This is a genomic window from Psychromonas arctica, assembly GCF_038155225.1.
GTDB classification, from domain to species: Bacteria; Pseudomonadota; Gammaproteobacteria; order Enterobacterales; family Psychromonadaceae; genus Psychromonas; species Psychromonas arctica_B.
This window is the reverse complement of sequence record NZ_JBAKBA010000001.1, coordinates 17,925-44,655: the sequence shown is the minus strand read 5'-3', so window position 1 is coordinate 44,655 and position 26,731 is coordinate 17,925. Positions and strand designations below refer to the sequence as shown.

Here is a 26,731-nt window from a genome sequence, read left to right as displayed (position 1 = left end):
GACTAATCTTCGATTAAACTTGCTGGTGGCCAGTTTTCTAAGCGCATGCCTAGAGACAATCCACGTGATGCAAGCACATCTTTGATTTCAGTTAGAGACTTCTTACCTAAATTAGGCGTTTTTAGAAGTTCAACTTCAGTACGTTGTACTAAATCACCGATATAATGAATCGACTCTGCTTTCAAACAATTAGCAGAACGAACAGTTAGTTCTAAATCATCTACTGGGCGTAAAAGAATTGGATCAAACTCAGGTTTCGCATCAACTACAGGTACTTCATAAGTAGTGCGTAAATCAACAAATGCGTCTAACTGCTCAGCTAAAATTGTAGCTGCGCGACGAATTGCTTCTTCAGGCTCTAAAGTACCATCTGTTTCCATATCGATAACAAGCTTGTCTAAATCGGTACGTTGTTCAACACGAGCAGATTCAACACTGTAAGCAATACGCTCAACAGGACTGAAAGTCGCGTCTACTAATAGACGACCAATTGGACGCTCATCTTCTTCGCTATGAATACGAGATGAAGCTGGAACATAACCACGACCTGATTCAATTTTAATACGCATGCTGATTTCAGCATTGCCCGTTAAATTACAGATCACGTGTTCTGGGTTGACTATCTCTACATCACCATCATGAATGATGTCGCCTGCAGTAACAGGACCAGCGCCAGATTTAGTTAAACTAACTAAAACTTCGTTTTTACCTTCAAGTTTTACAGCTAGACCTTTAAGGTTAAGAAGAATCTCTAGGATATCTTCTTGCACGCCTTCTTTGGTGCTGTACTCATGTTGTACACCATCAATTTCGACTTCAGTTACGGCTGTGCCAGGCATAGACGATAACAAAATACGACGAAGAGCATTACCTAAAGTGTGGCCAAAACCACGTTCTAGTGGCTCAAGAACCACTTTTGCTCTAGTTGTTGAAATTTGCTCGATATCAACTAATCTTGGTTTTAGAAAATCAATTACAGAACCCTGCATTTGTGTCCTCTCTTAGCAGTTAACTTTACTTAGAGTAAAGCTCGATGATTAACTGTTCGTTAATCTCAGCAGATAAATCTGAACGTTCAGGTTGACGCTTAAATTCGCCTTCCATCTTCGTTGTATCAACTTCAACCCAAGCAAGGGCTTCACGTTGACCAGCGATTTCTAATGCAGCGCCAATACGTGTTTGCTTTTTAGCTTTTTCACGGATTGCGATAACATCGCTAGGTTTAACGTTGAATGAAGGGATATTTACAACTTTACCGTTCACTAGGATAGCTTTATGGCTAACTAGTTGACGTGATTCAGCACGTGTAGCGCCAAAACCCATACGGTATACAACATTGTCTAAACGACCTTCTAATAAAAGAAGTAAGTTTTCACCAGTGTTGCCCTGTAAACGAGCAGCTTCTTTGTAGTAGTTACGGAATTGCTTTTCTAATACACCGTACATACGACGTACTTTTTGCTTTTCACGTAATTGTAAACCGTAGTCTGATAGACGAGGTTTACGCGCACCATGTACACCTGGTGCGTTATCAATTTTACACTTAGATTCGATCGGACGGACACCTGATTTTAAGAATAAATCAGTACCTTCACGACGGCTAAGCTTAAGCTTAGGACCTAAATATCTTGCCATTGTTCTTTCTCCAATTACCTTAGAAAGTTGCGATTAAACGCGACGTTTCTTTGGTGGACGACAACCATTATGTGGGATCGGTGTAACGTCAGTAATGTTAGTTACACGGAAACCCGCCGCGTTTAGTGCGCGAATCGAAGATTCACGACCAGGTCCTGGTCCATTTACAAAAACTTCTACGTTTTTAAGGCCATACTCTTTTGCTGCTTCAGCAGCACGTTCAGCAGCAACCTGTGCAGCGAACGGAGTAGATTTACGAGAACCACGGAAACCAGAACCACCTGCAGTAGCCCAAGAAAGAGCATTACCTTGGCGGTCTGTAATAGTGACGATTGTGTTGTTGAAAGAAGCATGGATGTGAGCCATACCATCAGCCACTTGCTTTTTAACGCGCTTGCGAGCACGAGTTGGTGTTTTAGCCATGATCTCTTACCCTATTTCTTAATTGCTTTGCGCGGACCTTTACGGGTACGAGCATTCGTTTTAGAACGCTGTCCACGTACAGGCAAGCTGCGACGATGACGAAGTCCACGGTAACAACCAAGGTCCATTAGACGCTTGATGCTCATAGATACTTCACGACGTAAATCACCTTCAACGGCGAATTTAGCTACTTCTGTGCGAAGAGCTTCGATTTGTGTTTCATCCAGATCTTTAAGCTTAGTATTTTCAGCAATACCTGACTCAGCACAAATAATTTGTGAACGAGTCTTGCCGATACCAAAAATAGCAGTTAATGCGATAACTGCATGCTTATGATCAGGAACGTTAATGCCAGCGATACGGGCCACTATGCACACTCCTTTAAGGTTAACGATTCATTTGTGAAAAGCCCGGTAGGATACTCGACAAATGATAAATTAGCAAACAAAACACAGCTTAGGTGAAATTAATCACCTAAGCTGTTGATATATCCAAAATCTCTGTGGATTAGCCTTGGCGTTGTTTATGCTTTGGCTCTACGCAGATAACTCGCACCACACCGTGGCGTTTGATAACTTTGCAGTTACGACAGATTTTTTTAACGGATGCACGAACTTTCATTGCAACACTCCGTGATTATAACTATCAGACCCGGTTTATTTACCGTAATCTTTCAAGTTAGCTTTTTTCAAGACAGAGTCATATTGATTAGACATCAAATGAGTCTGCACCTGTGCCATAAAGTCCATGATAACAACAACAATAATTAATAACGACGTACCACCAAAGTAGAACTGTGTATTCATTGCAACCATCATAAACTCGGGAATCAAACAGATAAAGGTAATATATAACGCACCAGCTAATGTTAGACGCGTCATTACTTTATCAATGTAACGTGATGTTTGTTCTCCTGGACGAATTCCTGGGATAAAGGCACCGCTTTTCTTCAGATTATCTGCCGTCTCACGTGGATTAAACGTAAGTGCAGTATAAAAGAAGCAAAAGAAGATAATAGCAGCAGCATATAACATCATATGCAACGGTTGTCCCGGCTGTAAAGCCAAAGAAACATCCGATAACCAGCTTAAACCTTCAGTCTGACCAAACCACTGGGCAATAGTACCAGGAAATAAGATAACACTCGAAGCAAAAATTGCAGGGATTACACCAGCCATATTTAATTTCAATGGCAAGTGAGTACTTTGAGCAGCAAAAACCTTACGGCCTTGTTGGCGTTTAGCGTAGTTAACAACAATACGTCGTTGACCACGTTCAACAAATACTACAAAAGCAGTAGTTGCAAAAACGATAACAATTAATGCGAGTAACACGAGAAGATGAATTTCACCCTGTCGTGCTTGCTCTGCAGTTTGCCCGATTGCCGATGGCAACCCAGCAATAATACCTACAAAGATAATGATAGAAATACCATTACCAATACCGCGCTCGGTTATTTGCTCACCTAGCCACATTAGGAACATAGTTCCTGTCACTAAACTTACAACTGCCGTAATGTAAAAACTCAGACCTGCATTTTCAACAAGTCCAGGCATCATCGTTGGCAAACCGGTTGCAATACCAATTGCTTGGAAAGTACCTAATATCAAAGTACCGTAACGTGTGTACTGGTTTATCTTACGACGACCAGACTCACCCTCTTTTTTTAGCTCAGCTAAAGGAGGATGAACTACCGTTAACAATTGGATAATAATTGACGCAGAAATATACGGCATTATACCCAATGCAAAGATAGAAGCACGCTCAAGCGCACCACCAGAGAACATGTTAAACATTTCTATGATGGTACCCTTTTGCTGTTGGAATAAATCAGCTAGGACAGCGGCGTCAATACCAGGAATTGGAACAAAAGAACCTGCACGGAACACTAATATAGCGCCTAAAACAAACAATAAACGTGTTTTAAGTTCGCTCAATTTGCTTCCTTGTGCCGCTTTTGGATCTAATCCTGGTTTCTTAGCCATTGCCTATTATTCCTCGATTTTTCCGCCCGCCGCTTCAATCGCAGCACGAGCACCTTTGGTTACACCAAGGCCTTGTACTGTTACTGAGCGAGAGATTTCACCAGATAGAACTACTTTAGCAAACTTAGTTGTGTTTGTTAGTAGACCTGCCTGCTTCAACGTTTCTAGTGTCACAATATCGCCTTCTACTTTAGCAATTTCGTTCAAACGAACTTCACCGCTAACTAGAGATTTACGAGATGTGAAACCAAATTTTGGTAAACGTTGTTTTAATGGCATTTGACCGCCTTCAAAACCAGGACGTACAGTACCGCCTGAACGAGATTTTTGACCTTTGTGACCGCGGCCACCTGTCTTACCTAGTCCAGAACCGATACCACGACCGACACGTTTACGTACTGGTTTAGAACCAGCAGCTGGAGATAGAGTATTTAGTTTCATAATTACCCCTCAACCTTAACCATATAGTAAACTTTATTAACCATACCACGTACAGCAGGAGTATCTTGCAACTCTACTGTGTGACCGATGCGACGCAGGCCTAGACCTGTTAATGTTGCACGGTGCTTTGGTAAACGGCCAATTGCACTTTTGGTTTGAGTTACTTTAATCGTTTTAGTAGCCATGCTGAATTACCCCAGAATATCACTAACGTTTAAGCCACGCTTAGCTGCGATTTGCTCTGGAGAGTTCATGCTCTCTAGTGCATCCATCGTAGCGCGGACAACGTTAATTGGGTTAGTTGAGCCGTAAGCTTTTGATAATACGTTCTGTACACCAACAACTTCTAACACGGCACGCATTGCACCACCTGCGATGATACCAGTACCTTCCGATGCTGGTTGCATGTACACCTTAGAACCAGAATGACGGCCCTTAACTGGGTGTTGCAGAGTGTTACCTTTTAATTGAATTTCGCTGATATTGCGACGTGCTTTTTCCATAGCTTTTTGAATAGCTGCTGGAACTTCACGCGCCTTACCATAGCCGAAACCAACACGACCATTACCATCACCAACAACTGTTAGTGCTGTGAAGCTAAAGATGCGACCACCTTTAACTACTTTTGAAACACGGTTTACTGCGATTAGCTTTTCGTTCAGATCACCGGTTTGAGATTCTACTTTTGACATAATCTTTACCCTTAGAACTGTAGACCAGCTTCACGAGCTGCGTCAGCTAGTGCTGCAACACGACCGTGGTATTGGAAACCGCTACGATCAAAAGAAATTTTAGAAATTCCTTTCTCTACCGCGCGTTCTGCAACTAATTTACCAATTAGTTGAGCTGCTTCTTTATTACCACCGTTCTTAACTAGTGCAATCACTTCTTTTTCTAATGTAGAAGCGCTTGCTACGACTTGTGCGTCTGCTGTAATTACCTGCGCGTAAGTATGGCGAGGTGTACGGTTGATCACAAGACGAGTTGCACCAAGATCTTGCAATTTCTTACGTGTGCGGGTAGCACGACGAAGACGAGATGCTTTCTTATCCATAGTGTCTTACCTTACTTTTTCTTCGCTTCTTTACGACGCACATTTTCATCAGCGTAACGAACACCTTTACCTTTATAAGGCTCTGGCGGACGGAAAGCACGAATCTCTGCAGCTACTTGGCCTACTTGTTGTTTATCAGAACCTTCAATGATGATTTCTGTTTGGCTTGGCGCCGTAGCAGAAATACCTTGAGGTAATGTATATACAACAGGGTGAGAGAAACCTAAAGTTAGGTTTACATCTTGACCTTTAACTTGTGCACGGTAACCAACACCTTGAAGAAGAAGAGTCTTCTTAAAGCCTTCAGTTACACCTACAACCATATTGTTAACGTTAGCACGTGCAGTACCTGCTTGTGCCCATGCGTCTTTAACACCTTCAACAGGTGCGAAAGTTAATACGCCATCTTCTAAATTAACAATAACAGCATCATTAAGAGTACGAACTAATTCGCTTTTACCACTTTTAACAGTGATCTCTTGACCATTTACTTTTACTTCTACGCCAGCAGAAACAGTAATCGGTGCCTTAGCTATACGAGACATAGATTACTCCTTAAGATACGTAACAGATGATCTCACCGCCGATGCTTGCATTACGCGCAGCTCGGTCAGTCATAACACCTTGAGAAGTTGAAACAATCGCAATACCTAAACCAGCCATAACCTTAGGAAGATCATTTGCACCTTTATAGATACGAAGACCTGGGCGGCTTACTCGTTTGATAGTATCGATTACTTTTTTGCCTTCGAAGTACTTTAAAGTAACTTCTAATTCAGGCTTTGTGTCACCAGCAACAGCGAAATCTGAAACATAACCTTCTGCTTTAAGCACAGCTGCAATTGCAACTTTTTGCTTAGAAGAAGGCATCTTAACAGATACTTTGCTTGCTGCTTGACCGTTACGAATACGCGTTAGCATATCCGAAATAGGATCTTGCATGCTCATAACTATTTACTCCGTGATTAATTGATTACCAGCTGGCTTTTTTCAGGCCAGGGATTTCTCCGCGCATCATATGCTCACGAACCTTAATACGGCTCATGCCAAATTTACGAAGATAACCATGTGGACGGCCAGTTACGTTACAACGGTTACGTTGACGAACTGAACTTGAATCACGAGGTAGCGATTGAAGCTCTAAAACTGCATTCCAACGATCTTCGTCGGCAGTGTTTAGATTACTAATAGTTGCTTTTAACGCAGCACGCTTTTCAGCGAACTTTGCAACTAGCTTCTCACGTTTTACTTCACGCGCTTTCATTGATTGCTTAGCCATTTTTTAACTCCTTACTTACGGAATGGGAAGTTGAACGCAGACAAAAGTGCGCGTGCTTCTTCGTCAGACTTAGCTGAAGTAGTAATTGTGATATCTAAACCACGTACTTTATCAACTTTATCGTAATCGATTTCAGGGAAAATGATTTGCTCACGAACACCCATAGAGTAGTTACCACGACCATCGAATGACTTAGCATTCAGGCCACGGAAATCTCGTACGCGTGGGATAGCGATTGTTACCAAACGCTCAAAGAAATCCCACATACGTGCTCCACGTAGTGTTACTTTACAACCAATCGGGTAGCCTTCACGAATTTTGAAGCCTGCCACAGAGCGGCGTGCTTTAGTGATCATTGGCTTTTGACCTGAGATTGCTGCCATATCTGACGCAGCGTGCTCTAGGACTTTTTTATCAGCCAGTGCTTCACCAACACCCATATTAAGGGTGATTTTCTCTATTCGAGGGACTTGCATGACAGACGTATAGTCGAATTGCTTTTGCAAATCAGACACCACGTTGTCTTTATAGAAATCATGCAGTTTCGCCATCGTAAACTCCAGTTACTTCACAAGTTCGTTATTAGATTTGAAGAAACGTACTTTTTGTCCGTCTTCTAATCTAAATCCAACACGATCTGCTTTACTCGTTGCCGAGTTGTAGATCGCAACATTTGATACTTCGATCGGTGCATTTTGTTCAATGATTCCGCCAGCTACGCCCGCTTGTGGGTTTGGCTTTTGGTGTTTCTTTTGAATATTTACACCTTCAATAATCACTTTACCGTTAGCTAAAACTTGAGAAACTTTCCCAGTTTTACCTTTATCTTTTCCGGCAATAACAATTACTTCATCGTCACGTTTTATTTTTGCTGCCATTTTCGGTTCCTTACAGTACTTCTGGCGCCAGCGAGACTATCTTCATGAAATTTTCATTTCGAAGCTCACGGGTTACAGGGCCAAAGATACGTGTACCGACAGGCTGGTTGTTTGCATTCAAGATAACCGCAGCGTTGCGATCAAAACGAATTACAGAACCATCGGGACGACGTACACCTTTTCTGGTACGCACTACCACAGCTGAATGAACATCACCTTTTTTAATTTTTCCACGAGGAATTGCTTCCTTCACAGAAACTTTGATGATGTCACCGATTGCTGCATAACGGCGATGCGAGCCACCAAGGACCTTAATACACATTACGCGTCGAGCGCCACTATTGTCGGCGACATCTAGCACACTTTGCATTTGGATCATTATAGTGCTCCGCTATTTACTATTAATACTCTCTAAACGAGTCGTGTTCCCCATATTTTCAGGGAGCGGCATCATACCACCAACTTTATTAGAAAGATAGTCTAAAAAAACGGCACTCAAAAAATGAGTACCGTTTAGCTTATGTAATCAAATTAAATTATCTAAAATCAGATAATTATGCTTTGGTTACGATTTTTGCCAATGTCCAAGATTTATTCTTAGATAAAGGACGACACTCACTAATTTCTACGTAGTCGCCTTCATTACACTGGTTTGTTTCATCATGTGCATGTAGCTTAGTAGTACGCTTCATGAATTTACCGTATAACGGGTGCTTCACTTTACGTTCAATAGCTACAACGATAGATTTTTCCATCTTTGCACTGATTACTTTACCTTGAAGAGTACGAGTATTTTTTTCGCTCATTACGCACCTGCCTTCTGATTTAATACTGTCTTAACACGGGCGATGTCACGACGCACTTGTTTAACTGAGTGCGGCTTTTCTAACTGACCTGTGTTTAACTGCATACGTAAGTTAAATTGCTCACGTAATAGGTTTAGAAGTTCAGCATTAAGCTCTTCAACGCTTTTTTCTTTAAGTTCGTTAGCTTTCATTACATCACCTTACGAGTTACGAAAGTTGTTGCCACTGGCAATTTAGCTGCTGCAAGAGCAAATGCTTCACGAGCTAATGCTTCTGGAACACCTTCCATTTCATAAAGAACTTTACCTGGTTGAGTTTGAGCAACCCAATATTCCACGTTACCCTTACCTTTACCTTGGCGCACTTCTAACGGTTTGCTGGTAATCGGTTTATCAGGAAACACACGGATCCAGATTTTACCTTGACGTTTAACATGACGAGTCATTGCACGACGTGCTGCTTCGATTTGACGAGCAGTAATTCGACCACGACCAGTTGCTTTTAAGCCAAATTCGCCAAAGCTTACTTCCGCGCCTTTAGAAAGACCACGGTTGCGGCCTTTCATCATTTTGCGGAACTTCATACGTTTTGGTTGCATCATTAGATTTTACTCCTACTTACCGCGACCTTTGCGTTTTGGTTTAGCTGGCGCTTCTTCTTGTTGAAGTGGTAAACCACCAAGAATCTCGCCTTTAAATATCCAAACCTTAACACCAATGATACCGTAAACAGTCAATGCTTCTGATGTTGAGTAATCAATATCGGCACGAAGAGTATGCAGAGGTACACGACCTTCACGATACCATTCGTCACGAGCGATTTCTGCACCACCAAGACGACCACTAACTTGAACTTTGATACCTTTAGCGCCTAGACGCATAGCATTTTGTACCGCACGCTTCATAGCACGACGGAACATAACACGACGCTCTAACTGAGAAGAGATTGAATCTGCTACTAGTTTTGCGTCAAGTTCAGGTTTACGAACTTCTGAGATATTGATTTGAGCTGGAACGCCGGCCATTTTAGCAATAGCTGTACGTAGTAACTCAACATCTTCACCTTTCTTACCAATTACAACACCAGGACGAGCTGTGTGAATAGTCACACGTACGCTTTTCGCTGGACGTTCAATAGTAATTTTAGACAAAGAAGCGTTTTTCAATTTCTCTGTTAAGAATTTACGGATTTGAAAATCACTGTATAAGTTATCTGCAAAATCTTTTTTGCCTGCATACCAAGTAGAGCTAAATGCTTTAGTGATACCTAGGCGAATACCGTTAGGATGAACTTTCTGTCCCATTGTTTAACCCCTGTCTGATACCACTACTGTGATATGGCAAGAACGCTTCATTATGCGATCGGCACGACCTTTCGCACGCGGCATGATACGCTTCATTGTTGGACCTTCGTCAACACAAATTTTTGTGATAACTAGCTCATCAACATCAGCGCCTTCATTATGCTCGGCGTTTGCAATTGCAGAATCTACAACTTTCTTAATCAAAACAGCGGCTTTCTTAGGGCTGTATGATAAAAGTTCTAGTGCTTTTTCTACTGGAAGACCACGTACTTGATCTGCCACCAAACGCGCTTTCTGAGCCGAAGAACGAGCGTATAAATGTTTAGCTAAAGCTTCCATAATTACCTCTATTTCTTCGCTTTCTTATCCGCGACATGGCCACGGTAAGTACGAGTTGGTGCAAATTCACCCAGTTTGTGACCGATCATTTCATCAGTTACGAATACTGGCACGTGTTGACGCCCGTTATGGACAGCGATAGTTAGACCAATCATATCAGGAATGATCATAGAGCGACGAGACCAAGTCTTAATAGGCTTTTTCTCGTTACTGTCAACCGCTTTCTCTACCTTCTTCAGCAAGTGTAGGTCAATAAAAGGACCCTTCTTGAGAGAACGTGGCATGGCGATACCTCTACTTATTTCTTATTGCGACGACGAACAATATACTGATCAGTTTTCTTGTTCTTACGAGTTTTGTAACCCTTAGTTGGAACACCCCAAGGAGACACAGGATGACGACCACCCGATGACTTACCTTCACCACCACCATGTGGGTGATCTACTGGGTTCATTACAACACCACGAACGGTAGGACGAACACCACGCCAACGCGTAGCACCAGCTTTACCTAGTTGACGTAGCATATGTTCTGCATTACCAACTTCACCGATTGTTGCACGACACTCAGCAGGGATTTTACGCATTTCACCACTACGTAAACGTAGAGTAACGTAAGCACCATCACGAGCTATAATTTGGCTGTATGAGCCAGCTGAACGTGCAATTTGTGCACCTTTAGCAGGTTTCATTTCTACAGCGTGTACTGTTGTACCTACTGGGATGTTACGCATCGGCAAACAGTTACCTGCTTTGATTGATGCATCTTCACCAGATTGGATCATATCACCAGCAACCAGGCCTTTAGGGGCAAGGATGTAGCGACGTTCACCATCAGCATAAAGTACTAGTGCGATATTTGCACTGCGGTTTGGATCATATTCCAAACGCTCAACTTTTGCCGGGATACCATCTTTATTACGTTTAAAATCAACTAAACGATAGTGTTGTTTGTGACCACCACCGATATGTCGAACCGTAATGCGACCGCCATTATTACGACCACCAGATTTAGATTTTGACTCTAAAAGTGGAGCGTATGGCTTGCCTTTATGCAGATCGTTGTTTACCACTTTAACTAAGTGGCGACGACCTGGAGACGTAGGCTTACATTTTACAATAGCCATCTATAATTCCTCTACTCAGCGCCATCGAAACTAATGTCTGCACCTTCAGCCAGAGAAACGTATGCTTTTTTCCAGTCGCTACGGCGACCCATACGTTGACCTGAACGCTTGGTTTTACCCTTCACGTTAAGTGTGCGAACACCAGTTACTTCAACATCAAATAACTTCTGAACTGCCGCTTTGACTTCTGCTTTAGTCGCAGTACCTGCAACTTTGAATACCATAGTGTTATGGTTTTCAGCAGATAAAGTTCCCTTTTCAGAGATATGCGGGGCTAGAATAACTTGCAGTAAACGTGCTTCACTGATCATGCTAGGCTCTCCTCAATCTTTTTCACTGCATCAGCAGTTACTAAAACTTTATCAAACGCGATTAGGCTTACTGGATCAATACCTTGAACATCACGAACGTCAACTTTATACAAGTTACGCGCTGCTAAGAATAGATTTTCATCTAACTCTTCAGTGATAATCAAAACATCTTTAAGATCCATGTCTTTTAATTTAGCTGCAAGCTCTTTAGTTTTAGGAGCCTCTACAGTAAATTTTTCGACAACGATTAGACGATCCTGGCGAACTAACTCAGACAGAATACTTCTTACAGCACCGCGATACATTTTTTTGTTAACTTTTTGGCTATGGTCCTGAGGACGAGCTGCAAAAGTTACACCACCACCTACCCAGATTGGGCTTCGGATTGTACCTGCACGTGCGCGACCAGTACCCTTTTGACGCCATGGCTTCTTACCACCACCGCGAACATCACTACGGGTTTTCTGAGCACGAGTACCTTGACGAGCACCGGCTGCATATGCAACGACTACCTGATGTACAAGGGCTTCGTTGTATTCACGTCCAAAGGTAGTGTCAGAAACTTCAAGAGCACTTTGTGCATCTTTCAATACCAATTCCATTACTAACTCCTCGGCTATGCTTTAACAGCAGGTTTGATGAATACGTTGCCATTTTTCGCACCAGCTACTGCACCTTTAACGAGCAGTAAATTGCGTTCAATGTCTACGCGAACAACTTCAAGGTTTTGAGTCGTAACACGCTCAGCACCCATATGACCAGCCATTTTCTTGCCTTTAAATACGCGTCCTGGTGTTTGACATTGGCCAATTGAACCTGGAGCACGATGGCTAATAGAGTTACCGTGAGTCGCATCTTGCATAGAGAAATTCCAACGCTTAACAGCACCTTGGAAACCTTTACCTTTAGATTGACCAGTAACATCTACTTTATTTATTTCGTTGAACAACTCAACGCTTAGCTCAGCACCAACTTGAATATCTGCACCTTCGTCTTGACCAAGGCGGAATTCCCATAAACCACGACCTGCTTCTACACCTGCTTTCGCAAAGTGACCAGCTTCAGGTTTGTTTACACGGCTTGCTTTTTTAGAGCCAGCTGTTACTTGAATAGCTTGGTAGCCATCAGTATCAAGTGATTTAACTTGAGTAACACGGTTTGGTGAACATTCTAGAACTGTAACTGGAATAGAGACACCATCTTCAGTGAAGATGCGAGTCATACCAACTTTACGACCTACTAGACCGATTGTCATTACGATAACTCCTCTCTAACCCAAACTGATTTGAACATCAACGCCAGCAGCTAAATCTAGCTTCATTAGTGCGTCAACAGTCTTTTCAGTTGGTTCTACGATATCAATCAAGCGCTTGTGAGTACGAATCTCATACTGATCACGCGCATCTTTATTAACATGCGGTGAAGTTAGTACTGTGAAACGCTCTTTACGAGTAGGTAGTGGGATAGGACCACGTACCTGAGCACCTGTGCGCTTTGCAGTTTCAACGATCTCCGCCGTTGATTGATCGATCAATTTATGATCAAAAGCTTTAAGGCGGATACGGATTCTTTGGTTCTGCATGGACCAAAACTCCAATAGTTAAAAATACAACATACAAATATACACCTGACCACCTATTATAAATAGATCTCAAGTGTATATTCAAACTAGTAGCTCCCCAATTGGGAGACATTTTTGATAGCCAATATTAAAATCTGGCTATGGGGTTAAAAAACCCACCCGCCATATTGGCAAGTGGGCGTATAATACATTATCTATAAACTAAGGCAAGTATTTATTGTAAGTTTGTTTAAAAAACATTCAAAAGGATCTGCTTGGTTCTATAACCACAAGGATCCCTTCGTTACTGATATTAGCGATCCTTTTTTATGTTACATTTTATACTTATTCGATGTTTATTATTCATTTTATCACCACTAGGATCTCTTGTGTCTGTCGTCACTCAATTTTACCAACAACTTAAATATTTAGCCAAGCAATCTAACCACCGACAGCTGTGTTGTATTCAAGGAACGTTACAATGGTGCTTTGAGCAAGCTTCAACAATTATTGAATTTGAAAATAATGATTATAAATGGTGCGGTGAAAGCCCTACTTCAGTTGAAGCTTGTCATTATCTATCTTTACTAGGGCAAGATGTTCATTTGTTATTTATGAATATGCATCAACAATTCGATGCCAATATGTTTGCAGCAGCAGAAGGCGCGGTATGTGGTGGTTCCGTTATTGTTTTACTGCTACCTGAGCAAAACACGGTAAATGATAATTTTTCGTTATATATGCAGAAACAACTTATTAAGCATCAAATCCCTATATTGAAAAACACTCAACAACCTCTCTTAATAGATGAACAGCTAACCTTCCCTACTTCTAATCAATACTTATATATAGAAGAGCAACAACAGGCGATTAAACAAATCATTAACACGGTTAAAGGGCATCGACGCCGACCGTTAGTTATTACTGCCAATAGAGGAAGAGGAAAATCAGCGAGTTTAGGTATTGCTGCGGCAACCTTGATTAACCAAGGTTTAACTAAAATTATAATTTGTGCGCCAAGCAAGCAAGCGACTACCACTATATATAAACATGCAACACTAACATTAATGGATGAGGAAAATTTGCAACGGATGATTTTCATGCCTCCCGATGCCTTAAATTATGAGCAACCAGAGTGTGACTTACTAATAATTGATGAGGCCGCTGCGATTCCTCTTAAGTTGTTAATTTCGTTTACAAAGCGCTATTCACGAATTGTCTTTGCAACAACACAGTTTGGTTATGAAGGCTCAGGACGAGGATTTGCTTTACGCTTTCAACAGCAGCTAAATAATATAGCCCCAGAATGGCGGTCTTTTCAGCTTACTCACCCAATACGTTGGGCTCAAAATGATCCTGTTGAAACATTTACTCTTTCAAGTTTATGCTTAATTGAACAATCGGCGCAAACTGCAATCAATGATAAAGACCTTAAACCAACTATTTCGATCATTAAACAAACAGCGTTACTTGAAAAGCCTGAGCTATTGAACCAATTATTCTCACTTTTAGTTAATGCCCATTATCAAACTAAACCTTCAGACTTAGCTTCTTTATTAAACAATCAAAACTTAACGATTATTGCTATGCAACAAGATCAGGAAATAATAGCGGTTTCATTAATAAACCATGAAGGAAAATTTGATCAAACAACAAGTGAACAAATCTATCAAGGAAAACGCAGACCTAACGGGCACTTAATTGCTCAATCACTGACTTTCCACAGTGGGTTTAAGAATGCAGCGACTCATTCATTTGCTCGTATTCAACGTATTGCAGTACAACCAATATTACAAAGAAAAAAATTAGGTAGTAAATTACTACAATGGATCATTAATTGGGCGGCTACACAGCAATTTGATCATTTAAGTGCTAGCTTTGCAGCAAGCGATAATTTATTACAATTTTGGTTACGCCATCAACTACAAGTTGTACGTATTGGAATCCGTAAAGATAAAAGCAGCGGACAACATTCATTTATGGTTAACTTACCTTTAAGTCCACAAGGTAAAGAATTACAGCATCAAATACAGACTGACTTCCATAAACAGGTTAAAGTACAAGTTAGTCGACAACTTAGACAATTAGACTCATCATTAATTATCACATTATGGCCAAATATTGCATTCGAACCATTGAAAGCATCAACACAACAAGCTCTATCAGGTTACGTCAATGCGAATCGTAGTTACGACAATGTTGAGTATTTATTAATTGAATTATTATATAGCTCATCATTAGCGAGTTTAAACAATCAGCAGCAACGATGTTTAATAGAAAAAGTAATTCAAAACCATAGTTGGCAAGAAATAATACAAGAACACCATTTTACTGGACAAAAACAAGCGCAGGCATTTATAAAAAAATGCATTGATGACTTACTTACGCAACAAATAAGAGAACACACAACATAATGAGACTCGACAAATTTATCTGTGAATCAACAGAATTGACACGTAGCGAAGCAAAAAGTGCTATTCGTAAAGGCTTAATCAGCAATCAGGCTGGCACATTACGTAGTGGTTCTTACAAAATCGTTGCCGACGATATTATTGAATTTAAAGGACAGGTAATTACAACGCGAGGGTTTCGCTACATTATGCTTAATAAACCAGCTGGGTTTATTAGCTCAAACGTTGATGAGCAAATGCCTAGTTTATTAAACCTTATCGATATAGAAAAAAAACAAAACGTATTTATTGCGGGTCGTTTAGATGCAGATACAACAGGGTTAATTTTAATCACTGATGATGGTCAATGGTCGCATCAGGTAACCAGTCCTCGTAAGAAATGTGAAAAGCGTTATCGCATCTCGTTGCAAGATCCAATCAGTGACGATGCTATCTCACTTTTTGCTGAAGGCATTCAACTTAAAAGTGAAAGCCAAGCTTGTTTACCAGCAAAATTAGAAGTACTCAGTGAAAAAGAAGTACTGTTAACGATTAGTGAGGGTAAATACCACCAAGTTAAGCGTATGTTTGCAGCAGTAGGTAACTATGTGACTAAACTACACAGAGAGCAAATAGGTGAAGTCGAATTAGATCATAACCTAGCGTTAGGAGAATCGCGCTTTTTAACGGAGCAAGAGGTCAATGGATTCAAATAAATCTTTTAATCAACAATGTTACGACTTACTGCGTCAAATACCCGCAGGTAAAGTGGTAACTTATGCAGATATAGCTCATCAGCTTGGTGGTAAAGCCTATCAAGCGGTGGGCAATGCGATGGCAAAAAATCCAGATGTAATCGTCGTTCCATGCCACCGAGTGGTCAATAGTAACGGCAACATCGGAAAGTTTGCATTAGGCACGGATAAGAAAATAGCGCTTCTAAAACAAGAAGGCATTATTATTAATACTGATACAGAGAATCCAAAAGTAGTTAACTTAAATAAACAACGTCATACATTTAAGTAAGTCTCAGCATTTACCTATGTTAGTAAATTTAGCTTTATTAGTAATATTTAACAGCATTAATAATAAAGCACAGCAATAACGTTAAAAAGGAAGGTATTGTGTTAAATAACCATGCCTTCCTTTAAACGTCTTCTAACAATAATGCCTCATTCTGCAAATACTATTGTTCTGGTGCAACTGGATAAATCCCCTCTTCCAACCATTGATACTGATTACTCAAAATATCGTCGGCAATTGCTTTTGCGGTCTCTCGTTGAGGAGTTGATAACGCTTTAAAATGTTCTTCTATTCTTTCTGATGCTAATACACAATGATGTTCTGCCAATGAAATGGCATTAGTATTACCGGCTTTTGCTTGGCTTTTCGCATAAGAGCAAGTCACGGCCATCGCAAAGATTTCACAGCCGATGGTCATAAGGTGCCCTAACGTTTCTTGGCGTAACTCTAGCTTTTCTCGGTGCACTAACATTTGCTCAAACAACACCCTTGCTAAGCGATGTGAAGTACGCTGACAATAATTAATGTGTTCAACTAGTTTTCCACTATGCGTAAATTGCTCAATAAACTCTTTATTGATAATTTGTGAAGGATACCAAGCAGCATATTCTTTAAATAACTTAAAAGCCGCATCTCGTTTAGTCGTAAAATCAGCATTAGGTTTAATTAAATCAGAAGCCAAAGATAAATGAGTATCTAATGCTTCTCTGCTTAAAAATAATTCCATTACATCTGTTGTGCCTTCAATAATGCGATTAATACGGCAGTCTCGTAACATGCGCTCTACCGGAAAAGGTAATTCACCACGGGCTTTTAATGAACTGGCTTTTTCATAACCTCGACCACCAAACATTTGCACTGTTTCATCCATCACGCTCCATGCCATCTCACTACAAAATAACTTGGCCATGGCAGCTTCCATACGAATATCAACATCGCCTTTGTCCGCCATAAAACTCGTTACCCAAGTAACGGCTTCCATGGCAAAAGTTGTTGATGCTATATAAGCAATACGATTTGAGCCTTTTTCATGTTTTGCAATAGGCAATCCCCACTGCACACGTTTCCCTCCCCAACGGCGAGTCATATTAAGGCATTGCTTTGCCATACCGGTGCTAGCCGCAGGAATCGTTAAACGACCTGTGTTTAGCGTCGCTAATGCTATTTTTAAACCTTGGCCTTCTTCTAAAATTCTATCTTCAATAGGCACTTCTACATCTTTGAACTCAATCAAACCATTTTGAATGCCACGTATCCCCATAAAATCACAACGATGCTTAATGTTAATCCCCGGACTTTGGCCTTTCACTATAAAAGCTGAAATTTGTTTAACTTCTTTATCACCAATAACTTTAGGGGCAGTGCAAGCCATCACCACTAAATAATCTGCGATGAGACCATTAGTGCACCAAAGCTTTTCACCATTAATAAGGTAATGTGTACCAGTTGCGTTTAAAGTTGCAGTGGTTTCCATTTGAGCGGGATCGGAGCCAACACTTGGCTCTGTCAATGCAAAGGCAGAAATAGCACCATCTTTAAATAATGGTAGAAATCGTTGTTTTTGATCGTCTGTACCAAATAACTTAATAGGCTGCGGCACACCAATGCTTTGATGGGCAGAAACAAGTACCGCAGTTGAGCCACAATGACTGGCGATCGCCATAAGGACACGATTATAGTTAACTTGAGATAATCCTAACCCACCATATTCTTTAGGTATTTTCATCGAAAAAACACCGACTTTAGCGAGGGCTTGCATTGCTTCAGTGGGGATAGTGCGAGTTTCATCAACTAAATCAGCATCTAAGGTCTCAGCGAGTACAACTCCCACTTCTTTTACTAACTGGTCTCCTACGAACTTATCTTCTTTACTTTGCTCAGGAAAAGGGAAAATAGCATCAGATTTAAACTTCCCCATGAATAAAGATTTTGCAAAACTTGGGTGTTCCCACACTGAATCACGTGCAGCTTCGGTAAGGTTCAACGATGATGCTTTCTCATCGCTCATTTTAGACGTATCAATCACTACTTTTTTGTCTTCAGGAAAACTCATAACAGCTCCTTATTTAAATAGTTAAATTAGTCACTCTTTCAATTCTTATTAATAAAAACTACGCTGTTCATCTGCACACTTCTGTAAATAAGGCGAAACTTGATAACGAATACCCACTTGTTGTTGTAATTTATCTAATCGTTGCACAACTTCTTTACAGCCAATACTATCGGCCCAACAACACAAACCTCCTCGCCAAGCAGGGAACCCAGTTCCCATGATCATTGCTAAATCGAGCTGTCCAGCATTTTCGACAATACCTTCATCAATACAATGTGCCGCTTCATTGACCATCACTAGCATTAAACGATCAATAATATCTTGGTCACTAAAGTCTTTGCTACTTGCAACACAGGCAGCTTGATACAACAACTGGTTCACTTCGACTTCTTTATTTTTATAATGATAAAAACCACGCCCGCCTTTTTTACCTGAAAGTTTTAAGGAACCATGAATATGCTCTAGTATAGTTGCAACCGCCATCCGCTCTCCAAAACCAGCTTCTAAAATAGCAGCTACTTTATAACCAACATCTATACCTACTTCATCAGCTAACTGAAAAGGTCCCATCGGCATACCAAATGTAGTGATTGCAGAATCAACTTTTTCAATGTCAGCTCCTTCTTGTAATAAATAAGCGGCTTCATTTAAATAAGGTAATAAAATACGATTAACTAAAAAACCAGGACAATCATTAACCACAATAGGCACTTTCCCCCAGGCTTTACTGATCGCAACAGCTTTAGCAATCGTCTCTTCACTGGTTTGCTCACCTCTAACAATTTCTACTAATGGCATACGATTAACAGGATTAAAAAAATGCATACCACAAAATTGTGAGGGGCGAGTTAACACGGAGGCCATCTCTGTTACTGATAACGCGGACGTATTGGTACATAGCAAACTGCTTTCTGGTAACACTGCTTCAGCCTCTTTTAATACTTGCTTTTTGACCTGCATAACTTCAATAACGGCTTCAATAGCAATTTGCGCATGGTTAAATCCCGTATAGTCGAGAGCAGCCCCGATGCGATTAATCGCAGTATCGATTCCTGCTTGTTTAATTCGACGGCGTTTTTTAAGTTGATTAAAATAATCAGCGGCTTGCTGATAACCTAATTGAATAGATTCCCAGTTAATATCTTTTATACGAACCGATAACCCTTTAGAACTCATTAACCAAGCAATTCCTCCTCCCATAACGCCAGCCCCTAAAACAGCGCCGGAAGAGGGTAACGTTTCAGGCTGTGGATAACGTTCTCTTTGCTCCTTTTTAACTTGTTCGTTAAGGAAAAATAACGAAATAAGATTTTTACAGACATCTGTAGACGCTAAGTTAGAAAAAGCACTAAGCTCTCGTTGAATACCCTCTTCAAAATTGCACTTTTTACGGTAAACCTCCAAAACAGCTAATGGTGCAGGGTATAAACCTTTAGTTGTTTTCATGACATTCTGATGGGCTTTTTTCAAAATATATAAACGCGCTAAATGCGAGTCCATTGCAACAGCCATTGTTTTTTGTGCAATACTTTTAGGCTCTCTCCTGCTAAGCAAGCTTTCTTGAAAGCGAGTCTTTCTCAAGCCTTCTAAAAATTGATCTATTTGTTGTTCAAGCTGTATAGATGAAATAACTTTATCGACCAACTTAATACGATAAGCTTTTGCTGCGGGTAATAGCTTACCAGGTAGGATCATGGCTAATGCTTCAGGTAAACCGACTAAACGAGGTAAACGCTGTGTACCGCCCCACCCAGGAATAATACCTAACTTAACTTCAGGTAAACCTATCTTAGTCTTTGGGTTATCGGTGGCTAAGCGGAAATTACATGCTAATGCGAGCTCACAACCACCGCCAACGCAGGCTCCATCAATAATAGCGACGGTTGTTTGTGGCAATAGTTCAAGGGCTTTAAAAATTTTTAATCCTTGTTGTGCTTTCTCTTTTGCCATTTCAATACTATCTATTTTCTGTAGCTCCTCGATAGCTGCACCCGCAATAAAGATATCTTTTTTAGCACTCTCAAAACTCACCACCTTTTGTGGGGCAGTTTCGATATCTTTAATAACATCAAACAACTCTTTCATTAGTTCAGCTGAAAGCTTGTTTATAGCCTGATCTTGATAATCAAACGTAACTCGAATTAACCAATCATTCTTTTGTATTTGAATGTGTTTCATTATTCGACCTCCAATACTAATGCAGCGCCTTGACCACCACCGATGCATAAAGTCGCTAAACCACGCTGTAAACCTTGGCGTCTTAGTTCATGTAATAAGGTTAATATTAAGCGCCCACCCGTTGCACCAACAGGATGACCTAATGCAATCGCACCACCATTAACATTTAATTTGCTTGGGTCTAATTCACCAACAGCTTGCGATGACTGTAAATACTGTTGAGCAAATGATTTACTTGCGAAAGCATACTGATTAGCAATCACTTGAGCGGCAAAAGCCTCATTCAATTCTACTAGGTCAAAATCACTTATTGCTAAACCTGACTTTTGTAATAATTTAGCCGTCGCATAAACAGGGCCTAACCCCATGCGACTACCTTCCAAGCCTGCATAACTATAATCTGTTAAATAACCTAATGGCGTTAATCCCATTTCTTTTGCTTTAGATTCCGACATTACCGTCAAGGCAACAGCGCCGTCAGTAATTGGACATGCATTCCCAACGGTCACACAGCCCGTTAAGCGATCGAAATAAGGACGAAGCTTCGCCAAACTAGCCAACGTTTGATCTTCACGTGGACCATTATCTAAATGTTGAATATGTTGGTATTTAGGTGCGACAGCAATGCTGATTATTTCATCTTCAAACTTACCTGCTTGCTGTGCTTTAATCGCTTGTTGATGACTATTTAAAGCAAACTGATCTTGTTGTTCTCGAGTAATGCCAAACTCACGGGTTAATACTTCCGCTGTTTCGCCCATATTCAAGCCACAAACGGGATCGGTTAAGCCTAGTTCAATACCAATGATTGGTTTTAGAAAAGGTAAACGAAATTGAGAAAGTACTTTGAGTTTAGCGACCGGCGTTTTTGCTTGCATCATATGCATAAAAAACTGAGTCATTTGCGGGCTGTACAATAAAGGAATGCTGGACATCGACTCGCTACCGCCAACTAACGCGGTCTCAATTTCCCCTGCAAATATTTTATTCGCAGCCGTTGTCATTGCTTCCATGCCCGACGCACAGTTTCGGTTCACTGTATAAGCACAAGTACTAGTAGGAAACCCGCCTTGTAACGCGATTACTCGAGCGATATTAGCGGCATGACCAGGCTGTGCAACGTTACCCATAATCACTTCGTCTATATCATGATAATCAAGTACAGAACGTGCCATTAGCTCTCTAACAACCACCGCCCCTAATTGGTCAGCCTGCATTGTTTTTAACGCTGAACCCGCTTTACAAAATGGACTACGCCCACCCTCTATTATTGCTAGTCTTTCTTTCATTAACCACCTCCAACATCGTAGCGATGTCCATTAGTAATGAGCAAAAACAATAAATTTTTTCCCTAAAATAGCTTATTAAACTAATACTTAAATTAAGCGTATGAGGAAAATATTAATTATTTATAGTGAATTAAAAGAGCTAAAGAAAATGAACATCATAATATGGTGAGGGTTGAGTATTCTATGATCCTTTTTCTACATCACTTAAAAATACACACTTTAATCAGTATAGAGTTGCTTTATTTTTGAGCAAGTGAAATAAAAATAACCCTATTGGATTCGCGATGAGCATCGCAGAAATTGTAGATAAAACAAGCGACAAAACAATCTTAAATAAATAATTTCATCGCTATATTTGAAAAGTTTAAATCAGAAAAGAGGGCATTAAAGTACTTTAATTAGAATGAAAATTGCCATTAAACTTGCACTGCACTTTCTTTTAGCAAGCTTTCTAAACAATGATCTGTAATGCTATAATACGCTTTAATATTAGCAATTTGAGTCAACGTTTTAGCTTGTTCTTTAGGGTTTATTTTGGATTTTTTCACTGCCAAGATCATCTTGTTCTTATTAGTATGCTCTAAGCTAATAAACTCAAATACTTTCGTGCTATAGCCATTGGCTTCTAATAACAGCGCACGTAATGAGTCCGTCACCATTTCCGCTTGCTGACCTAAATGAACACCGTATTGCAACATTGGCTGGAATAATTCAGGGCTTTGCATTTGCGGACGAATTTGCTTATGACAACAAGGTGAACACATGATAATGCTCGCATTCGCACGAATACCATAATGAATGGCATAGTCAGTAGCGACATCACAAGCATGCAATGCAATCATTACATCTGTTTGTTTTGGTGCATGCGTTTTTACATCACCACAAACAAAGTCTAAACCTTGATGATCCAAAGTAGATGCAGTTTCATTGCATAAATCAGCTAATGCTTGGCGTAACTCCACTCCCGTCACTTGCGCGTCATTCTTTAAGGTATGACGAAGGTAATCATGAATGGCAAACGTTAAATAACCTTTACCAGAACCAAAATCAACGACATTAAGTGGTGTTGTTTTATCATGTGGGGAAACATCCAATGCCTGGCTAAACACCTCAATAAACTTATTGATTTGCTTCCACTTATTAGACATAGCAGGGATCAGTTTTTGCTGTTTATCCGTCACCTTTAATGCCGTTAAAAATGGACGTTGTATATCAACAAAACGATTCTTTTCACGGTTATGAGTTGCGACGGCAGTTTGTTGTTTTTTTGCTTGATGTTGTGAGATTTTCAATTTACCTTTTTTACTAAATTCGATCTGCACTTCTACATCTAATAACGTTAAATAAGCGCTTTTGAAATCCTCACCGACTAACGATTTAATTTCAGACAATGCCAACTTATAACTATAGTTTTTAGTAATATGGTTGGTTTGATGCTCATATACAAAGCTAAGTACCGCTTCATTTTGTAAAGTAATAGGGCGAATAGCAACACGGTTTAAACTCTTATCTGCGCCTCTATATTTGCTTAATAACAGTTTAACGACCTGATTATTTTCAATACTTTTTGATAACAATACATAAAAATCTTCAATGGTATTAAGCGTAGCTTCTGACATAGTAGTTTCCGAGATAGTCTAAAATAAAATAACGAAACGCATTCTAACAGTTAAGCTATCTGAATAAACGTGCAATTTGGTGATAGCAGAAGAAACACAACCGCTGTATAAAAGGCTTACTCTTTTTTCTAAGTCACCTTTACAAATATTTAATCATTTTCATCAAGTGAAGTATGGCCTTTTTTTAAGTGTACAAAATCCACTAAATCATCCGATGACACTTTATATGCTTGCCCAAACCCTTTAACAAATAATCCATCCTCGGTTTTTAACTTAATTAAATGAAAGTCACCAAGTTGAGCCAACAATTCAGCAGTATTAACTAACCTTTCAATCATCAAAGGAATTATTTCAGACCATTTATCAGTTTCACGTGAAACTATCTGCACATGCGCATCAAAAGTTAATCGCGTTCTTGCATACAAATTACTCGTGTTTAACTCATCTTCAATCATCATTAAAGAAGCGACTGGATTAACGAATATATTTTGAGTATGTCGAGCCATTTCTGAAATTAATACATAATAACCGTCTGCATCATGAATAAATGGTGCATAACTAATATTAGATCGCCCATTAGCATCCACTGTGGCTAGCTGTAATGTTTTTTTACTGCTCATAAAAGCACGAATTTCAGGCTCTAATAGTTCACGTAAATGCTGTTGTTTTTTTGAAGACTGCCCCATTACACTTTCCTATTATTTAAACACTGACATTGATTCAATTCGACGATGTATTTAAAAAAATTCACACTTTAAACTTCAAATCAAACGATCTGTAAACTCACTTAAACTAGCTTAGACATCACTCAATATAGTTTAATAAAGTATGAATTAGCTACACTAGCCAGTAAATTCCATTAAAAAACAAAAAGAATACGAATTATCACTATAAAAGTAAAAATATCTCATTAAAGACAAAAAGATAATGTAAATGATAATTGATCTCATAATTGAATTAGTTGATAATAAGTATCGTTACATCTATTTTGTTTTTTGTATGGAGTTCTGGCCCTATGTTTCGTTATATCAGTGCGGGTTTTTTATCTGTTGCGATCCATTTTTTAATCTTTTCACCATTACTAGATCAACCAGTAATGGCGATGCCTCTCAGCCAGCAAACACAAAGCGTCAGCATTAGTTTTGCGACGCCAGTAAAGCCTACACCAAAAAAAGTAGAAACGCCTGTTCCAGAGAAACCTCAACCGGTTGTCGAAACACCGACACCTAAAAAAGTTGAAACGAAAACACCGGTTAAAAAAACAGTCAAAAAGCGTATTGTTAAACAAAAAACAGTCACTAAAAAAGTTAAAAAAGAAACGCCTAAAAAAGTCATAGCAAAAGTTGAAAAGAAACCGGAACCCGTCAAGAAACCAACTGAAAAAGTAGTTGAGCCTAAAGAGCCGATTGCTAAAGCAGCACCGACTGAAACCAAAAAAGCACCGAAAGAAAAAATCACAGATAATAAACAACAAACTGTGAAAAAAAGTGATGGCTTACAAGAAAAACCACAACTGATACAAAAAAGCCGTTTTTTAAGTAAACCAACACCTCCTAAATACCCGCGTTTAGCTAAGCGTAAAGGCATAGAGGGAACGGTTACCTATGAAGTCTGGTTAGATGAAAAAGGCAAACAAGTGAAATTATTGCTGAAGGACTCATCAGGCGCAAAAGTGCTTGATGTAGCTGCTCTAAAAGCAATTAAAAAATGGAAGTTTTCTCCTCACACCATCAATGGCAAAAGTATCGCACACCGTATTTACATACCTATTAGCTTTAAACTGGATTAACAATGACTTTATTCAACATAGTACAAGAACAACTAGGCTTAATGACTTGGCCTTTAATTATCTGCTCTCTATTAACACTGATGATTATTAGTGAACGTTTATTAAAACTATTGAGTTCAGGCTCATTAAGTAAGAAAGAAATAAAGAAGTTATTAACAGGACATGATCCAAAACAAAGCGAACAACTAGAGTTACTTAGCCAACAACTAAAAACTGAAAAGAATCTCGCTAAGCGTGGCATTGCAATGCTATTTGCACACCAACACTTTAGCCAACAATTACGTGAAGACACCGCTAGTATTTGGGTACAAGATAAGCGTCAAGAATTGCATAGTGGCTTAAAGTTATTAGCCTTAATTGGCGTTATCAGTCCATTACTTGGTTTATTAGGGACCGTATTAGGATTAATTGAAATGTTTAAAGCCATTGCACTAACAACTGGCTCTGTAACACCAAATGACTTAGCTGATGGCTTAGGTATCGCGATGCGTACAACAGCTGCTGGCTTATTAATTGCTCTACCTGCTATTTGTGGCGCACAGCTATTAGGTTTATGGGCAAATAAAGTAACTTATCGTTTAGAGTTTACGCTTAACTTTTGTAATCTATGGTTACAAGGTGTGAGCTTCCCAGAACAAAAACGTACCGCTAAAACAGCAATAAAAGCTGAGGAAGTAAAATCGTGATACGCAGTCAACGTCCAAATCAATCAGAGCTGCCGCAGGTTGATCTTACTCCGTTATTGGATATTATTTTTATTGTAATGGTGTTTTTAATGCTCTCTGCGAATATTAAGTTACAATCTTTACAAGTTGATTTGCCAACAACGGATACAAGTGCTGTTCAAGTCGTCGATAATAAAGCAGTGACCATTAACATACTAAGCTCAGAACCACATTGGGCTATTGATGGAGAAAAACTTCCCGACTGGTCAGTCTTCCAGCAAAAACTAATACAAATAGTACAAGAAAAGCCAGCAACACAATGGGTTATTGCTGCCGATAAAACAACTGAAGTACAACATATGGTGAAACTATTAGGTTTTTTACAGCAGCATAATATTCAAGCAACACAATTACTAATAGAAGAAGAGTAATAAAAAAGAATTGTTTAGGTAGTGTCAAATGTAAAAACTGGCTAGATAAAACAACCTTAACTTTCTCTCTGTCACGTTACTAACAAGTTAGATAGTCCATTATTTAACTTGTTAGTAAGTCGTCGCTAATCACTGTGATTACTAATGATAGCG

Annotated in this window: 38 protein-coding genes; 6 read left to right on the top strand and 32 right to left on the bottom strand. The window is 39.8% G+C overall.

Annotated elements, in window-relative coordinates; translation table 11 throughout:
- Positions 1–2: 2 nt before the first annotated feature.
- The 27 genes from V6255_RS00275 to rpsJ all read right to left on the bottom strand — a co-directional run bounded on the left by V6255_RS00275 (position 3) and on the right by rpsJ (position 13,162).
- The gene (locus V6255_RS00275) at positions 3–989 is read right to left on the bottom strand and encodes a DNA-directed RNA polymerase subunit alpha (protein WP_025565960.1); all 987 of its coding nucleotides are present in this window, start codon (positions 987–989) and stop codon (positions 3–5) included.
- Positions 990–1,014: 25 nt separating this feature from the next.
- Positions 1,015–1,635 (bottom strand): 30S ribosomal protein S4, encoded by a 621-nt coding sequence (gene rpsD, locus V6255_RS00270; protein WP_025565959.1) that lies wholly within the window; start codon positions 1,633–1,635, stop codon positions 1,015–1,017.
- A 33-nt stretch (positions 1,636–1,668) separates the two neighbouring features.
- Positions 1,669–2,058: a 30S ribosomal protein S11 gene (gene rpsK, locus V6255_RS00265; RefSeq protein ID WP_019613697.1), complete on the bottom strand. Its 390-nt coding sequence runs from the start codon at positions 2,056–2,058 to the stop codon at positions 1,669–1,671.
- A gap of 11 nt (positions 2,059–2,069) precedes the next feature.
- Positions 2,070–2,426, bottom strand: coding sequence for a 30S ribosomal protein S13 (gene rpsM / locus V6255_RS00260; RefSeq protein ID WP_025565958.1), 357 nt, complete (start codon positions 2,424–2,426; stop codon positions 2,070–2,072).
- A gap of 139 nt (positions 2,427–2,565) precedes the next feature.
- A complete protein-coding gene (rpmJ, locus tag V6255_RS00255) occupies positions 2,566–2,679 on the bottom strand; it encodes a 50S ribosomal protein L36 (RefSeq protein ID WP_011770886.1) in 114 nt (37 codons plus the stop codon).
- Positions 2,680–2,714: 35 nt separating this feature from the next.
- Entirely contained in the window at positions 2,715–4,043 is a 1,329-nt protein-coding gene (secY, locus tag V6255_RS00250; protein WP_025563064.1) for a preprotein translocase subunit SecY, read from the bottom strand.
- A 6-nt stretch (positions 4,044–4,049) separates the two neighbouring features.
- Entirely contained in the window at positions 4,050–4,484 is a 435-nt protein-coding gene (gene rplO / locus V6255_RS00245; protein ID WP_025563065.1) for a 50S ribosomal protein L15, read from the bottom strand.
- Positions 4,485–4,486: 2 nt separating this feature from the next.
- Positions 4,487–4,669, bottom strand: coding sequence for a 50S ribosomal protein L30 (gene rpmD, locus V6255_RS00240; protein ID WP_025563066.1), 183 nt, complete (start codon positions 4,667–4,669; stop codon positions 4,487–4,489).
- Between the two features lie 6 nt (positions 4,670–4,675).
- On the bottom strand, positions 4,676–5,176 hold the full coding sequence (gene rpsE, locus V6255_RS00235; RefSeq protein WP_025563067.1) for a 30S ribosomal protein S5: 501 nt from the start codon (positions 5,174–5,176) through the stop codon (positions 4,676–4,678).
- An 11-nt stretch (positions 5,177–5,187) separates the two neighbouring features.
- Positions 5,188–5,538 carry a 50S ribosomal protein L18 gene (gene rplR / locus V6255_RS00230; RefSeq protein ID WP_025563068.1) on the bottom strand — a complete coding sequence of 117 codons (351 nt, stop codon included), beginning with the start codon at positions 5,536–5,538 and terminating at the stop codon, positions 5,188–5,190.
- Between the two features lie 11 nt (positions 5,539–5,549).
- Positions 5,550–6,083 carry a 50S ribosomal protein L6 gene (rplF, locus tag V6255_RS00225; protein WP_298939406.1) on the bottom strand — a complete coding sequence of 178 codons (534 nt, stop codon included), beginning with the start codon at positions 6,081–6,083 and terminating at the stop codon, positions 5,550–5,552.
- A gap of 10 nt (positions 6,084–6,093) precedes the next feature.
- The gene (gene rpsH, locus V6255_RS00220; RefSeq protein WP_025563070.1) at positions 6,094–6,486 is read right to left on the bottom strand and encodes a 30S ribosomal protein S8; all 393 of its coding nucleotides are present in this window, start codon (positions 6,484–6,486) and stop codon (positions 6,094–6,096) included.
- A gap of 25 nt (positions 6,487–6,511) precedes the next feature.
- Entirely contained in the window at positions 6,512–6,817 is a 306-nt protein-coding gene (gene rpsN, locus V6255_RS00215; RefSeq protein ID WP_341626339.1) for a 30S ribosomal protein S14, read from the bottom strand.
- A gap of 11 nt (positions 6,818–6,828) precedes the next feature.
- Entirely contained in the window at positions 6,829–7,368 is a 540-nt protein-coding gene (rplE, locus tag V6255_RS00210; protein WP_025563072.1) for a 50S ribosomal protein L5, read from the bottom strand.
- Positions 7,369–7,380: 12 nt separating this feature from the next.
- Entirely contained in the window at positions 7,381–7,695 is a 315-nt protein-coding gene (gene rplX, locus V6255_RS00205) for a 50S ribosomal protein L24 (protein ID WP_341626338.1), read from the bottom strand.
- 10 nt (positions 7,696–7,705) lie between these two features.
- The gene (gene rplN, locus V6255_RS00200) at positions 7,706–8,074 is read right to left on the bottom strand and encodes a 50S ribosomal protein L14 (protein ID WP_025563074.1); all 369 of its coding nucleotides are present in this window, start codon (positions 8,072–8,074) and stop codon (positions 7,706–7,708) included.
- Between the two features lie 175 nt (positions 8,075–8,249).
- On the bottom strand, positions 8,250–8,501 hold the full coding sequence (rpsQ, locus tag V6255_RS00195) for a 30S ribosomal protein S17 (RefSeq protein WP_160064692.1): 252 nt from the start codon (positions 8,499–8,501) through the stop codon (positions 8,250–8,252).
- The gene (rpmC, locus tag V6255_RS00190) at positions 8,501–8,692 is read right to left on the bottom strand and encodes a 50S ribosomal protein L29 (protein ID WP_025563076.1); all 192 of its coding nucleotides are present in this window, start codon (positions 8,690–8,692) and stop codon (positions 8,501–8,503) included. Before rpmC ends, rpsQ begins: the two co-directional genes overlap by 1 nt.
- Entirely contained in the window at positions 8,692–9,102 is a 411-nt protein-coding gene (rplP, locus tag V6255_RS00185) for a 50S ribosomal protein L16 (protein ID WP_025563077.1), read from the bottom strand. The genes rpmC and rplP overlap by 1 nt, the downstream gene beginning before the upstream one ends.
- Before the next feature lie 12 nt (positions 9,103–9,114).
- On the bottom strand, positions 9,115–9,804 hold the full coding sequence (gene rpsC / locus V6255_RS00180; RefSeq protein ID WP_025563078.1) for a 30S ribosomal protein S3: 690 nt from the start codon (positions 9,802–9,804) through the stop codon (positions 9,115–9,117).
- A 3-nt stretch (positions 9,805–9,807) separates the two neighbouring features.
- Positions 9,808–10,143 carry a 50S ribosomal protein L22 gene (gene rplV / locus V6255_RS00175; RefSeq protein WP_025563079.1) on the bottom strand — a complete coding sequence of 112 codons (336 nt, stop codon included), beginning with the start codon at positions 10,141–10,143 and terminating at the stop codon, positions 9,808–9,810.
- Positions 10,144–10,151: 8 nt separating this feature from the next.
- Positions 10,152–10,427, bottom strand: a complete 276-nt coding sequence (rpsS, locus tag V6255_RS00170) for a 30S ribosomal protein S19 (RefSeq protein WP_025563080.1) — start codon at positions 10,425–10,427, stop codon at positions 10,152–10,154.
- Positions 10,428–10,441: 14 nt separating this feature from the next.
- Positions 10,442–11,269, bottom strand: a complete 828-nt coding sequence (rplB, locus tag V6255_RS00165; protein ID WP_025563081.1) for a 50S ribosomal protein L2 — start codon at positions 11,267–11,269, stop codon at positions 10,442–10,444.
- A gap of 11 nt (positions 11,270–11,280) precedes the next feature.
- A complete protein-coding gene (gene rplW / locus V6255_RS00160; RefSeq protein ID WP_025563082.1) occupies positions 11,281–11,580 on the bottom strand; it encodes a 50S ribosomal protein L23 in 300 nt (99 codons plus the stop codon).
- Positions 11,577–12,182, bottom strand: a complete 606-nt coding sequence (gene rplD / locus V6255_RS00155) for a 50S ribosomal protein L4 (protein WP_025563083.1) — start codon at positions 12,180–12,182, stop codon at positions 11,577–11,579. Before rplD ends, rplW begins: the two co-directional genes overlap by 4 nt.
- Before the next feature lie 14 nt (positions 12,183–12,196).
- On the bottom strand, positions 12,197–12,835 hold the full coding sequence (gene rplC, locus V6255_RS00150) for a 50S ribosomal protein L3 (protein WP_166372635.1): 639 nt from the start codon (positions 12,833–12,835) through the stop codon (positions 12,197–12,199).
- Positions 12,836–12,850: 15 nt separating this feature from the next.
- On the bottom strand, positions 12,851–13,162 hold the full coding sequence (gene rpsJ, locus V6255_RS00145; RefSeq protein WP_025563085.1) for a 30S ribosomal protein S10: 312 nt from the start codon (positions 13,160–13,162) through the stop codon (positions 12,851–12,853).
- Positions 13,163–13,470: 308 nt separating this feature from the next.
- Between rpsJ and V6255_RS00140 the strand changes: the two genes are divergently transcribed.
- From V6255_RS00140 to V6255_RS00130, 3 genes are read left to right on the top strand one after another with little or no spacing between them, the layout of a single operon-like run.
- Entirely contained in the window at positions 13,471–15,555 is a 2,085-nt protein-coding gene (locus V6255_RS00140) for a GNAT family N-acetyltransferase (protein WP_341626337.1), read from the top strand.
- Positions 15,555–16,247 carry a pseudouridine synthase gene (locus V6255_RS00135; RefSeq protein ID WP_298939401.1) on the top strand — a complete coding sequence of 231 codons (693 nt, stop codon included), beginning with the start codon at positions 15,555–15,557 and terminating at the stop codon, positions 16,245–16,247. Before V6255_RS00140 ends, V6255_RS00135 begins: the two co-directional genes overlap by 1 nt.
- Positions 16,234–16,557, top strand: coding sequence for an MGMT family protein (locus tag V6255_RS00130; protein ID WP_298939400.1), 324 nt, complete (start codon positions 16,234–16,236; stop codon positions 16,555–16,557). The genes V6255_RS00135 and V6255_RS00130 overlap by 14 nt, the downstream gene beginning before the upstream one ends.
- A 160-nt stretch (positions 16,558–16,717) precedes the next feature.
- On the opposite strand, the gene V6255_RS00125 is transcribed toward V6255_RS00130, so the two are convergent.
- The 5 genes from V6255_RS00125 to V6255_RS00105 all read right to left on the bottom strand — a co-directional run bounded on the left by V6255_RS00125 (position 16,718) and on the right by V6255_RS00105 (position 24,379).
- On the bottom strand, positions 16,718–18,607 hold the full coding sequence (locus V6255_RS00125; RefSeq protein ID WP_341626336.1) for an acyl-CoA dehydrogenase family protein: 1,890 nt from the start codon (positions 18,605–18,607) through the stop codon (positions 16,718–16,720).
- Positions 18,608–18,655: 48 nt separating this feature from the next.
- Complete coding sequence (locus V6255_RS00120) at positions 18,656–20,785, bottom strand: 3-hydroxyacyl-CoA dehydrogenase NAD-binding domain-containing protein (protein WP_341626335.1); 2,130 nt, start codon at positions 20,783–20,785, stop codon at positions 18,656–18,658.
- The gene (locus V6255_RS00115; protein WP_341626334.1) at positions 20,785–22,074 is read right to left on the bottom strand and encodes a thiolase family protein; all 1,290 of its coding nucleotides are present in this window, start codon (positions 22,072–22,074) and stop codon (positions 20,785–20,787) included. Before V6255_RS00115 ends, V6255_RS00120 begins: the two co-directional genes overlap by 1 nt.
- A 416-nt stretch (positions 22,075–22,490) precedes the next feature.
- A complete protein-coding gene (locus V6255_RS00110; RefSeq protein WP_341626333.1) occupies positions 22,491–23,693 on the bottom strand; it encodes an SAM-dependent methyltransferase in 1,203 nt (400 codons plus the stop codon).
- Positions 23,694–23,842: 149 nt separating this feature from the next.
- Positions 23,843–24,379 carry a pyridoxamine 5'-phosphate oxidase family protein gene (locus V6255_RS00105; RefSeq protein WP_341626332.1) on the bottom strand — a complete coding sequence of 179 codons (537 nt, stop codon included), beginning with the start codon at positions 24,377–24,379 and terminating at the stop codon, positions 23,843–23,845.
- A gap of 329 nt (positions 24,380–24,708) precedes the next feature.
- Here V6255_RS00105 and V6255_RS00100 point away from each other — a divergent pair, with 329 nt between their 5' ends.
- Genes V6255_RS00100 through V6255_RS00090 form a run of 3 tightly spaced genes read left to right on the top strand, consistent with a single transcriptional unit; the run spans position 24,709 to position 26,578 of the window.
- Positions 24,709–25,482 carry an energy transducer TonB gene (locus tag V6255_RS00100; protein ID WP_341626331.1) on the top strand — a complete coding sequence of 258 codons (774 nt, stop codon included), beginning with the start codon at positions 24,709–24,711 and terminating at the stop codon, positions 25,480–25,482.
- Between the two features lie 2 nt (positions 25,483–25,484).
- Positions 25,485–26,168: a MotA/TolQ/ExbB proton channel family protein gene (locus V6255_RS00095; protein ID WP_341626330.1), complete on the top strand. Its 684-nt coding sequence runs from the start codon at positions 25,485–25,487 to the stop codon at positions 26,166–26,168.
- On the top strand, positions 26,165–26,578 hold the full coding sequence (locus tag V6255_RS00090; RefSeq protein WP_341626329.1) for a biopolymer transporter ExbD: 414 nt from the start codon (positions 26,165–26,167) through the stop codon (positions 26,576–26,578). The genes V6255_RS00095 and V6255_RS00090 overlap by 4 nt, the downstream gene beginning before the upstream one ends.
- Positions 26,579–26,731: the final 153 nt, after the last annotated feature.